At 38.0% G+C, this 12,096-nt stretch carries 8 protein-coding genes; 5 read left to right on the top strand and 3 right to left on the bottom strand.

Translation table 11 applies throughout. The features are described from left to right. Nucleotides 1–920: 920 nt before the first annotated feature. A complete protein-coding gene (locus IPZ59_RS04220; RefSeq protein WP_236138636.1) occupies nt 921–2,090 on the bottom strand; it encodes an ATP-binding protein in 1,170 nt (389 codons plus the stop codon). A 1,088-nt stretch (nt 2,091–3,178) separates the two neighbouring features. Between IPZ59_RS04220 and IPZ59_RS04215 the strand changes: the two genes are divergently transcribed. Continuing rightward, on the top strand, nt 3,179–4,957 hold the full coding sequence (locus IPZ59_RS04215) for a DUF748 domain-containing protein (protein ID WP_236138635.1): 1,779 nt from the start codon (nt 3,179–3,181) through the stop codon (nt 4,955–4,957). A gap of 146 nt (nt 4,958–5,103) precedes the next feature. On the opposite strand, the gene IPZ59_RS04210 is transcribed toward IPZ59_RS04215, so the two are convergent. Then, on the bottom strand, nt 5,104–5,496 hold the full coding sequence (locus IPZ59_RS04210) for a carboxypeptidase-like regulatory domain-containing protein (RefSeq protein WP_236138634.1): 393 nt from the start codon (nt 5,494–5,496) through the stop codon (nt 5,104–5,106). A 199-nt stretch (nt 5,497–5,695) separates the two neighbouring features. On the opposite strand from IPZ59_RS04210, the gene uvrA reads away from it, so the two are divergent. From uvrA to IPZ59_RS04190, 4 genes are all read left to right on the top strand, one after another. Beyond that, entirely contained in the window at nt 5,696–8,548 is a 2,853-nt protein-coding gene (gene uvrA, locus IPZ59_RS04205) for an excinuclease ABC subunit UvrA (RefSeq protein WP_236138633.1), read from the top strand. Between the two features lie 89 nt (nt 8,549–8,637). Then, nucleotides 8,638–9,690 (top strand): sensor histidine kinase, encoded by a 1,053-nt coding sequence (locus tag IPZ59_RS04200; RefSeq protein ID WP_236138632.1) that lies wholly within the window; start codon nt 8,638–8,640, stop codon nt 9,688–9,690. A gap of 13 nt (nt 9,691–9,703) precedes the next feature. Further along, nucleotides 9,704–10,441, top strand: a complete 738-nt coding sequence (locus IPZ59_RS04195; protein ID WP_236138631.1) for a LytR/AlgR family response regulator transcription factor — start codon at nt 9,704–9,706, stop codon at nt 10,439–10,441. Nucleotides 10,442–10,576: 135 nt separating this feature from the next. Continuing rightward, on the top strand, nt 10,577–11,332 hold the full coding sequence (locus IPZ59_RS04190; protein ID WP_236138630.1) for a LytR/AlgR family response regulator transcription factor: 756 nt from the start codon (nt 10,577–10,579) through the stop codon (nt 11,330–11,332). Between the two features lie 200 nt (nt 11,333–11,532). On the opposite strand, the gene IPZ59_RS04185 is transcribed toward IPZ59_RS04190, so the two are convergent. Then, complete coding sequence (locus IPZ59_RS04185; RefSeq protein WP_236138629.1) at nt 11,533–11,832, bottom strand: hypothetical protein; 300 nt, start codon at nt 11,830–11,832, stop codon at nt 11,533–11,535. Nucleotides 11,833–12,096 lie beyond the last annotated feature (264 nt).

Here is a 12,096-nt window from a genome sequence, read left to right as displayed (position 1 = left end):
TAGTATTAGACACAATCATCCATTATTTCCATTTATTTCTACTTTATTTCAACCTTATTTCAATTTATTAGTTCACGCCACGCCCGCTACGATTACCGCAACGAGCGCAAGGTGGTTTCTTGATGCGCCTCCCCAATATTTACTAATATCTAAATATCAATCAATATCTTTTTTCGACACTGATCTTCACAGATTACCACAGATGTTTTGCTGACGCAAATTGGTATTTGGTACCAAAGCTCAATATTTCCAATTATTTCAACATTGTTTCCACCTTATTTCAAAAAATAAGTTCACGCCAAGACCGCTACGATTTTCGCAACGAGCGCAAGGTTTTTTTGATACGCCCCCAATATCCATCAGTATCCAAGTATCAATCAATATCTTTTTTAGCCACTGATCTTCACAGATGAACACAGATACTTTGCTGACGCAAATTGGTATTGGACATCACCATCCAATATTTCCATTTATTTCAACATTATTTCCACCTTATTTCAAAATGCTAGTTCACGCCACGCCCGCTACGATTTTCGCAACGAGCGCAAGGTGGTTTCTTGATGCGCCTCCCCAATATCCACTAATATCTAAATATCAATCAATATCTTTTTTAGCCACTGATCTTCACAGATTACCACAGATACTTTGCTTACGCAAATTGGTATTGGACATCACCATCCAATATTTCCATTTATTTCAAAAAATAAGTTCACGCCACGACCGCTACGATTACCGCCACGAGCGCAAGGTTTTTTGATACGCCCCCCAATATCCTATTATCCAAATATCAATCAATATCCTTTTTCAGCCACTGATCTTCACAGATTACCACAGATGCTTTGCTGACGCAAATTGGTATTTGTTACCACAACCCAATATCCTATTATCCAAGTATCAAACAATATCTATTCGTAATGAAGCTAGTATAAAAATCCAAAATTCCATAATGGAATGGTATTGAGATAACCTGTTTCTATATCATCTTTTACGAGATATCCATTTTTTGCTTGACTCAATTGTTTGCCACTTTTGTTTTTTCTTCCAATTTCAAAGTCTATACCATCAACTCTAAAATCTGCTATGGGAGAAGAAGTGATTGCATGGGTTAATTTAAGCTGATTCATAAAAAATGTTTCCCGAAGGTTTCCTTTATCTTGGTGTTGATTAGCCAAACTAAAAACAAGATTGGGGTTTTCAAGATAGATTTTTTCTACTTTTCCTAGGGCTCTTATTCCTTCTGTTGGATTGCGGGCTTGCATAATCATACCTGCCTCTTCCATGTAGAGGAAATAATCTCCCACATTATTTCGGGAAATTGATAGTAATTCAGCAATCTTGCTCATATTGGGTTTAAAAGGGATGCTTTCGGCTACTATTGCCATCAGTTGCTTCAACTTTCTTCCGGTAGAAACATTCATATTTGCAAAGCTTGGGATGTCTACTTCCAAGGTCTGATTGACTACTTGCATAAGTTTTATTTGAAAGCCTTCTTCGGCTGCAAATGGATAATATCCTTTTTTTAAGTACTCTTGAAATAATGGCAACGGATGTGGGATTTCTTTTAGCTGTAATTTGTTTGCTAGAATTTCTTCCAATGTATAAGGTCTTATCCGTAGCTGGTAGGCGAAAGCTAGATATTCTCTGAATGATAATCCTTGCATGTAAAACATGACAGCCCTTCTGCTTAAGTCGGCACTTCCTTTTTTTATATCTAACACGGAAGAGCCTGAAAATACTATTTTCAAATCAGGATGATAGTCGTAAAGCAGCTTCAATTCTTTTGACCAATCTGGATATTTATGTATTTCGTCAATAAAAAGGTGCTTACCTCCCCATTTGACAAATTCACTCGCTACATCAATCAAGCGATTGTTGGCAAAGTAGAAATCCTCTGCTGTGACATATAGTGTTTCTTTCAGGGAAAGATTGTTTTTTATGTATTGTAATAGCAGTGTTGTTTTACCAACACCCCTTGGACCAATTACGCCAAGCATTCGGTTGTTCCAATTGATTGAATTGTAAGCATGGCGAACAAACTCCACACTTACTTCAGATATTAGTTTATTTGAGTATTGAAATAATGTTTCCATGGCAATCTAGTTGTGTAAATATAGAAAAAACGCACTGTAAAAGTGCAAAAAAGTAAAAAAAATGCATTATTAAAGTGCAAAAAATGTCTTTTTCACCTCAAATTGTACTCCTTTAAAGGTTCACGCCACGCGCGCCACGATTACCGCAACGACCGCAACGGTTTTTTTGATACGCCCCCAATATCCAATATCCTCCAATATCAAGTTATTTCCCCATTAATTCCACCTTATTTCAAAAAATAAGTTCACGCCACGTCCGCCATGATTACCGCAACGAGCGCAAGGTGGTTTCTTGATGCGCCTCCCCAATATCCTATTATCTAAATATCAATCAATATCCTTTTTCAGCCACTGATTTTCACAGATTACCACAGATGTTTTGCTGACGCAAATTGGTGGTTGAAGTCACTATCTAATATTTCCATTTATTTCAACATTATTTCCACCTTATTTCAAACTACTAGTTCACGCCACGTCCGCCACGTTTTTCGCAACGAGCGCAAGATTTTTTTGATACGCCACTTAATATCCATTCAATATCCAAGTATCAATCAATATCTTTTTTAGCCACTGATTTTCACATATGAACACAGATATTTTGCTGACGCAAATTGGTATTTGTTACCACAACCCAATATTTCCATTTATTTCAACATTATTTCCACCTTATTTCAAAAAATAAGTTCACGCCACGTCCGCCACGTTTTTCGCCACGAGCGCAAGATTTTTTTGATACGCCCCCTAATATCCATTCAATATCCAAATATCAATTAATATCCTTTTTTAGCCACTGATTTTCACAGATTACCACTGATGCTTTGCTGACGCAAATTGGTGGTTGAAGTCACTATCTAATATTTCAATTTATTTCTACTTTATTTCCACCTTATTTCAAAAAATAAGTTCACGCCACGTCCGCCACGATTATCGCAATGAGCGCAAAGTTTTATTCATCCGCCCTTTAATATCCAATTATCTACCAATATCGATAAATATCTATTTTTAAGTATTTCAATAACCAAAAGATCTTTGCTTATTATTATCAACTAATGTCTCAAATTTTTTTATCTTACAAGAGTTAATTCCCTATGAACCGCAAGCTTGCCATAGTTATTTTCTTTGTGCTGCTGTTGCTTTTACTGGCTGCAAGGGGAATTCCTTGGCTTATCAATTGGTATTTGAATAACAATGCCAATCGGATTGTCACCAACATGATTACGCGAACAAATACGTTTTATGGACATGAAATTAGTTTCGGGAAGATTGTGCTGGATTACAATTACTCGGGAACCTACTTGACAATTGATAGCATCCATATCGGTCAATCAGAGGAGTTGGAAGGGGGAAGGACAGTTGTTTTGGCAGATATCCAAAAACTTCAAGTCTCCGGGTTTAAGTGGAGGGCTTTTCTTTTGGAAAATAGTATTCATGTGGACACGGCTTTGTTGCACGGAGTTTCTATCCGATCTTTTACGCCTCCGTTGGATTCCCTGATTGCAGCCACTCAAACCCAGCAAGCGGAAAAAAAACCAAAAAGGGATGGTCCAAAAGACTACGAATTGATTCAAGTGGATTTTTTTGATTTGCAAGATCTTTCGATACGAGCATACAATAACGAAGTAGACTCCATACGTTTAGCACTGGTGGATCTGGATTTGAACATCCGCCAATTTCAGCTTACGAAGGAAGATATAAAGAATCCCAAATCACTATTTTCTGTGGAGGATATCCATGGAACGATCGAAGGTATCGAGCTTCATTTCGATGATTACCGACAATATCTGGTAGCGAATGCGATTGAGTTGGATACAAGAGAACAGTTTTTCACCATTGGCTATGCAGGTCTGTTGCATAAGTTGGGTAAATATGAGTATACAGGCTTATTTGGTGAGCGCAAGGCTTGGATTCAACTGGATTCGCTGGCGCTTGATTTAGAGGGGTTCAATTTCAATAAGTTCTTCAAAGAAAGCATTATAGAGGTCGACACTGTGAAAGCAACGGGTTTGATTTTGGAAGCCTTCTTAGACAAGCGAAAGACAGAAAATCTTCAAAAACGGCCCCAATTGATCCATGCAGTGTTATCCGAACTTGCACAGCCTTTTCACATCGAACATGTACAGATAGCAAATGGGAAAATCATCATCGAAGAGCGTCCTGACAATGCTGCTCCTAGGTCTGGAAGCCTGTTTTTTTCTGAACTCAATGGAACTATTCAAAATATGTCGAATATTCCTGAAAAAAGAGGTGACAATGACTGGCTGACAGTTGATGCGAGTGCAAAACTGATGGGCCAAGGCTCCCTTCAAGCACTGATTCGTTATGATTTGGTACATCCTGAGGGACGATTTACATTGCGTGGAACATTGAGGGATCAACCACTAGCCTCCTTAAACAACATCATCGAACCCGAAGCAAAGGCTAGCATCAAATCAGGATTTGTTCAGCGATTGGATTTCAACATTGCGGGAAATGAGTATGAGGGAACAGGGGATTTGATTGTTAGATTTGATGACCTTGCACTGGAGTTGCTCAACCAAGATTTTAAATCGGATAATAATCTTTGGAGGAAAATAGGCTCATTTTTAGCTAATAAGTTGGTAGTAAGAGGCTCTAATCCCAGTAAAAGTGGAAGTCTACGAGAAGGGGAGGTTTATTTTCTCCGTCAGCCCCATAAGTCCATTTTCAACTATTGGTGGCAGTTGATTTTTTCGGGTTTGCGAAGTACTATAACAGGTGAAGACCAAGAAAAATTGAAAGGAAAGCAGTTGGAAAATAGAAATGTCGGTGGGGATCAAGGAATCCAATCTGGAGAGAAAGAGTCTAAAACTAAAAGGAAGGAAAAAAGAATTTTTAAAAGTAAAAATTAGGCTACAGAAAGCCTTTTCCATTGATTCTAAGTGGAATAGATATTCTGCTATAGTCAAGCTTTAGTTGTAAAAAAATAATGGATCAAGTTCTCATGAAAATTTTTGAAAACTTGAACCATCTATGCCCAATTTTTAGGCTAAGACTTTTATTTTGAAGTATTTAGTAAAATCCTTACACTCATAGATACACTTGTATGTCTTTCTTCAACACCTTCTCCTTCTTCCATCGCCAGCTTTATCGGATAGGATGATTGATTGAGTCTTCTCCTGATGTTACCAACCCATACCGAATTTTCAAGCGTTACCTTGATGGAGTAAGGACCCGGAGTTTCAACATTTCGCAACTGGTATGAACCATCAGTTTTGGTTACTAGATAATAAATCAAACCACTCGGCGAATGAGTTATTTCTATTTCTGCATTGGGTATGGGCTCATTTGATTGATTGTAAAGAATTCCACCCATTAGATTTTGGGCATTTGTATTAGATACAATCGAAAAAAAGGCCAAAGCGAATAAATATATTGTGATTCTTTTCATAATGAGTTGTACTACAAAATTTTATAAAGGTTAGATTTTGTTGTGAAAAAAATTTAAAAATATTCAGCAGGACCTATGTAAAACTAATTATTATGAGAAGGATACCCACTTTTCAAACTTTGTTCTGCCTTGCAAGTTTTACTTTTGGCAACTCCTGTGATGTGCCATTTATAATGCGTATTTTTGCCATTTGAACCCCATGCAACAATCCTACATGCCTGAGACAGACACTCTGACTGAGCAAAAACAAGAATATATTGAGATTTTCGGTGCCCGAGAACACAATCTAAAAAACATAGATTTAAGTATTCCTAGAAACAAGTTGGTTGTGATTACCGGCTTGAGTGGCAGTGGTAAAAGCTCCTTGGCTTTTGATACCATCTATGCAGAGGGTCAACGACGCTACATGGAAAGCTTTTCCGCCTATGCCCGCTCTTTTTTGGGTGGGATGGAAAGACCGGATGTGGATAAAATCAATGGCCTTTCTCCTGTAATCTCCATCGAACAGAAGACTACTTCCAAAAATCCCCGCTCAACAGTTGGGACAGTTACGGAAATCTACGATTTTATGCGTCTGCTCTATGCCCGCGCCGGAGAGGCCTTTTCCTACTTGTCAGGGATCAAGATGATCCGTCAAACGGAGGATCAAATCATTGAACAGCTTTTTGAAAATTTTACGGGGAAAAAGCTCTACATCTTAGCTCCTGTGGTCAAAGGAAGAAAGGGCCATTACCGTGAGCTATTTGAGCAAATCCGCAAAATGGGTTACTCCAAAGTAAGGGTAGATGGCGTGGTCATGGAAATGGTCCCTAAAATGCAGGTGGATCGATATAAAATCCACGATATTGAAATCGTTGTGGATCGGATTGTAGCGGAGGAAGAAGACCGATTCCGTATCTCTCAATCGTTGAAGACTGCGCTCAATCTTGGAAAAGGTGTGATCATGCTTCGCGATGAATCAGGAGCAGTTCATCATTTTTCTAAGTATCTGATGGATCCTACCACAGGGCTCTCATACGATGAACCCGCCCCCAATAATTTTTCATTCAACAGTCCTTATGGAGCTTGTCCTACCTGTAATGGTTTGGGGGTGACGGAAGAAATCACCAAGGAAAGCATCATCCCTGATCCGAGTTTGAGCATTACCCGAGGCGGAATAGCGCCTTTGGGTGAGTATAGGGATATCTGGATATTCAAAAAAATCGAAGCTATTCTCAAGCATTTTAAATGCAGTATGAGTACGCCTATCAGCAAATTGCCCGAAGAAGTGATCAATGTCCTGTTGTATGGGGATAAAATTGAAGTTGCTGTGGATTCTGTCAAGTATCCAGGTACGCAATGGAATACGACCTTTGAAGGGATTGTCAATTTTTTACAGAAATACCAGGAAGGCAGCTCGGATAAAATTCAGCAATGGGTAAGTGAGTTTACCATCACCAAAACCTGTCCGGATTGTGACGGTTATCGCTTAAAAAAAGAGGCCTTGCATTTCAGAATAGCGGATAAGCACATAGGTGAATTGGCTATGATGGATATTCAGACCTTGGGTAACTGGTTTGTAGGTTTAGAGGAGCGTATATCCGATCGGCAAAACATCATTGCCAAAGAAGTTTTGAAAGAAATCCGTAAGCGCATTGGTTTCTTACTCGATATAGGCTTGGATTATCTATCCCTCAATCGGCCTTTGCGAACACTTTCTGGTGGGGAAGCGCAGCGAATTCGCTTGGCTACTCAGATCGGAACGCAGTTGGTTGGTGTGTTGTATATTTTGGATGAACCCAGTATTGGCTTGCATCAGCGGGATAATGTGAAGTTGATCAAAGCTTTGCAAGATTTACGTGATCTGGGCAATACCGTACTGGTCGTAGAGCATGACAAGGATATGATGTTGGAAGCTGACTTTGTGGTGGATATTGGGCCAGGAGCAGGCAGGCATGGAGGGCAGATCGTGGCTGCAGGTACTCCTCAGGAAATTTTACAAAAGAAAAGTACGACGGCCAAATACCTTTCTGGAGATTTGAAAATAGAAGTTCCTGCTAAGAGAAGAACAGGTAATGGCAATTTTTTGGAATTAAAACGAGCATCTGGTAATAATCTTAAAAATGTTGATTTGAAACTTCCATTAGGAGCGATGATATGCGTTACGGGAGTTTCTGGAAGTGGGAAAAGTACGCTGATCCATGAGACATTGTATCCAATTCTTAATCAGCATTTTTACAATTCGAAAAAAGAGCCTTTGGCCTACCAGTCCATTGATGGCTTGAAGCATTTGGATAAGGTGATAGAAGTGGATCAATCTCCGATTGGAAGGACTCCCCGATCGAACCCTGCAACGTATACGGGTGTTTTCTCAGATATTCGAACACTATTTACAGAATTGCCTGAAGCAAAAATCCGGGGTTATAAACCAGGTCGATTCAGTTTTAATGTCAAAGGTGGCCGTTGTGAAGATTGTGAAGGAGCAGGGATGAAATTGATTGAGATGGATTTTCTACCAGATGTACATATTCCTTGTGAAACCTGCAAGGGGAAGCGCTATAATCGGGAGACCCTAGAGGTTAGATTCAAGGGTAAATCGATTTCTGATGTTTTGGATATGACGGTAGAGCAAGCAGTTGAGTTTTTTGAAAATCAGCCCAAGATTCTTCGGAAAATCAAAACCTTGAATGATGTGGGGCTCGGATACATAACCCTTGGTCAGCATGCTACGACTTTGTCAGGTGGGGAAGCACAGCGTGTCAAGTTAGCTACGGAACTATCCAAGAAGGATACAGGAAATACCTTTTATATTTTAGATGAACCTACTACTGGACTTCATTTTCAGGACATTGAACATTTATTACAAGTCTTACAGAAATTGGTAGATAAAGGAAATACTGTTCTGATCATTGAACATAATTTGGATATTATCAAGGTATCTGATTACATCGTGGACCTTGGACCGGAAGGCGGCAATGGAGGAGGTAGAATCTTGGTCCAAGGAACACCAGAAAAAGTGGCAAAAGATAAGCAAAGTTATACAGCTAAGTTTTTGAAGGAAGAATTAGCTTGAATGACCATATCACCTGTTATCTTTTGATCAGTTCCTTGCTGTAATATGCACTTTAACATACGAGTGTGTGATAGTATATTTGTATCATCATGAATAAAATCAGACTCTACTGGATTTTGCAACTTTTGGGGTGGTTGAGCTATGCTCTGATCAATCTTTTTTTTGCATCTTTGGATAGAGGTTTGACGCCTGTTCTGCTTTGGGCTTTTTCTGCTTTAGCGGCGTATTATCTAGTTTCGACACATTTTTTGAGGTTTATTATTAAAAAATATGGATGGTTCAATTTAGAGTTTGGCCGATTATTGAGCTATACATTAGTGGCTCTCGGGGCGCTTTCGTTAACCAATACCCTTGCACAAATCTTATTGAACTGGGTATTTGGAACTCTGAATGCAGAGACAGATTTCAGGCCTTTGGTGATTGCTGTTAACACATTCGTCAGTTTCCTATTTTACTCTCTATGGGCAATGCTGTATTTTTTGTTTCATTTCTTGGACAACTATAATCAAACCTTGAAGTACCAAGCCAAGATTAATGAGATTCAGCTCAATCATCTGAAAAGTCAATTAAACCCCCATTTCATATTTAATGCTTTAAATTCTGTGAGAGCTTTGGTGGATGAAGATCCCAAGAAGGCTAAAATTGCCATCACTCAATTATCCAATATCCTGAGGTTTTCTTTGATGATGGATAAAAAAAGAGTCATTGATTTTGAAAATGAGCTAAACACTGTCAAAGACTACTTGAATCTGGAAATGATCCGTTTTGAAGAGCGTTTGCAGGTGAAGTATTTGATTGATGGAGAGGCGTATGATTACAAAATCCCCCCCATGATGTTACAGACGATTGTTGAAAATGCAATCAAACATGGGATTTCAAATCGTGTAAAAGGTGGTGTCATTGAAATTAAGTGTTTTGAAGGGATTTCAGATGATTTGGTAATTCAAGTAATTAATTCAGGGCAGTTGAAAACAGCACCTACTCCTAAAAGAAAAAGTGGGGAAGGCCATGGAATAACCAACACCATACAGCGATTAAAATTAATATATGGGCAAAGAGCATCCTTTAAAATTTATAATTCAGGGAGTGATTTTGTCATCACAGAAATAAAAATTCCAAAACAAAACCTTACCTTAGGCTAAAAATAAGAAAAACATGCAAGCACTTGTCATAGATGATGAACGATTAGCAAGAAAAGAGTTAATCAATCTTCTTTCCCAATTTGAGCAGGTTGAAGTAGTAGGTGAAGCTAACAACGTAGACGATGCCAAAGAAAAAATTGAGGCTTTATCACCTGATGTGGTCTTCTTGGACATACAGATGCCGGAAAAAACAGGGTTCGATTTATTGGAGGAATTGGATAACGTGCCTTATGTAATTTTCACTACTGCTTACGATGAATATGCCATTAAAGCCTTCCAAGTTAATGCATTGGATTATTTGTTGAAGCCTATTGAGCCCAAAAGGCTTGCAGAGACCATTGAGCGTTTGCAGAAAAAGCTTCAAGATAATGTCGAAAAATCTTCACAAGACTCGGATTCATCTACCGATAAAAAATTATCACTGAATGATCAAGTCTTTGTAAAAGACGGAGATCGATGCTGGTTTGTACGCTTGTCTAATGTTCGGTTGTTTGAATCAGACGGAAACTATATCAAAGTGTACTTTGATAATTTCAAGCCTATGATCCACAAATCACTGAATGCTTTAGACGAGCGCCTGGATGAGAAGTCTTTTTTTAGGGCTAGTAGAAAACACATTATTAATCTGAGTTGGGTGGAAGGCATAGAGCCTTGGTTCAACGGTGGACTTGTAGTTACGCTTCGTGGTGGTGACAGAATTGAAGTAAGTAGGAGGCAAGCAGCTAGATTTAAGGATATGATGAGCCTCTAATCCATCAATTATTCGAATATTTTTCTGTTTAGTTGATTTTAGTTTTATAATTGTGTAAATATACAGACTTATTGTTCTTATATACACAAAAAACTAGTTCGTACAATCCTTGTTTAGTCAAACCCAAAAAGACTTATGAAAGAGGAAAGAATCCTTATCGTTGAAGATGATATAAACATCGCGGAAAATATCGAAGAGATATTAGAGCTTCTAGGTTATATCAATATTGATATAGCTAACTCTGCCAATCAGGCTGTTAAGATCATCAAAAAGTATAAACCAGATTTGGTATTTATGGATATCAAATTGAAAGGTGATAAAGATGGCATTGAGTTGGGTGAGATTGTACATCAGATGGTAGATGTACCCATTGTATTCGTGACGTCCTATTCTGATCCGACGATTATCGAACGAGCGAAAAGAATCAATCCAGCAGGGTTTATTGTTAAGCCATTTAATACCAATGATATACATGCAATTGTAGAAATTGTACTCTACAATAAGCGTGTCAAACCTTCTGTGGAATCTGTCAGTGTAAAAACAGCTGATGAAAGCCCATATTTGGTGACCGATGCCGTTTTTATTAAATCGGATAATGCTTTTGAAAGAGTGCCTTATGAAAATATTTACTATGTAGAGGCTAACGGAAATATGGTAACCATATTTACAAAAGCTAAAAATTATACCATTCGTAAGTCAATGAAGGATATGGAAGACAAATTACCACCTTCTCTCTTTCTGCGAGTTCAAAAGTCCTTTATTGTGCAACTCAACCAAATTGAGAGTTTTAATACCAGGGATATTACCTTAAAATCGGGAGATGTGGTACAGGTAGGAAGGCAATACTATAATAGTTTCCTTGCGAAATTAAATACCATTACTGAAAGTTAAAAAAAAAGAGGCTGTCTCATAAGTCAATGCTTTAAAGCATTGCCCAAATTTTTTTGGTGTTCAATCAGCGAAATCTCGTGTCTCAGAGCCTTCGTGGCATATTTAGCCACAAAGACACTAACTCACATATGGATAGACCCTTAAACAGAATTTTGTTTGGGGGTCATTTCTGAAGTACTACTTATAAAACAGCCTTTTTTTTACTTAATCAAATAAACTTCCATTGTTTCCGAGGTAGTCATCAGGTGACCCTCTTTTATCAATGCCTGAAACTTTTCATTCAGTTCGGTCTTGTCACCGTACAATTCTCCCACGACATCTCCACACTTATTGATGAAAACGATGGAAGGAGCTTTTTTAGGGGCGTTTTCAAGGACTTCTATTTTAAAATCTCTCAATAAATCCTCAAATTTTACTGTTTTCTCACCTTCATGTGAGCTAGCAAATAATAATTGGCTGCTCAACAATAAACTAGCTGTAAACAAAATCATTCTTTTCATAACCGTATATTAACCTTTAAATATTTCGAATATATTCATAATAGCTTCTCATTGAAAGCTGAGGTATATACAGAGAAAAAGATCAAAAGGTTTCATTTTTGGAAAAAATTTTTCGAAATAATATTTTGAATAACAAAAAATATCAGCTGAATAAAAAATATAAACCTGTTTTAATTACAAATACGGTATAATGTTTTAATTTAAAGCGTAAAGAGTTTAAAAATTAGGGCTTCTCGGTATACTTTTGATAGTTGCCGAGAAGCC

The sequence above is a fragment of the Mongoliitalea daihaiensis genome (genome assembly GCF_021596945.1).
Lineage (GTDB): Bacteria > Bacteroidota > Bacteroidia > Cytophagales > Cyclobacteriaceae > Mongoliitalea > Mongoliitalea daihaiensis.
This window is presented reverse-complemented; position numbering and strand designations above follow the sequence as displayed.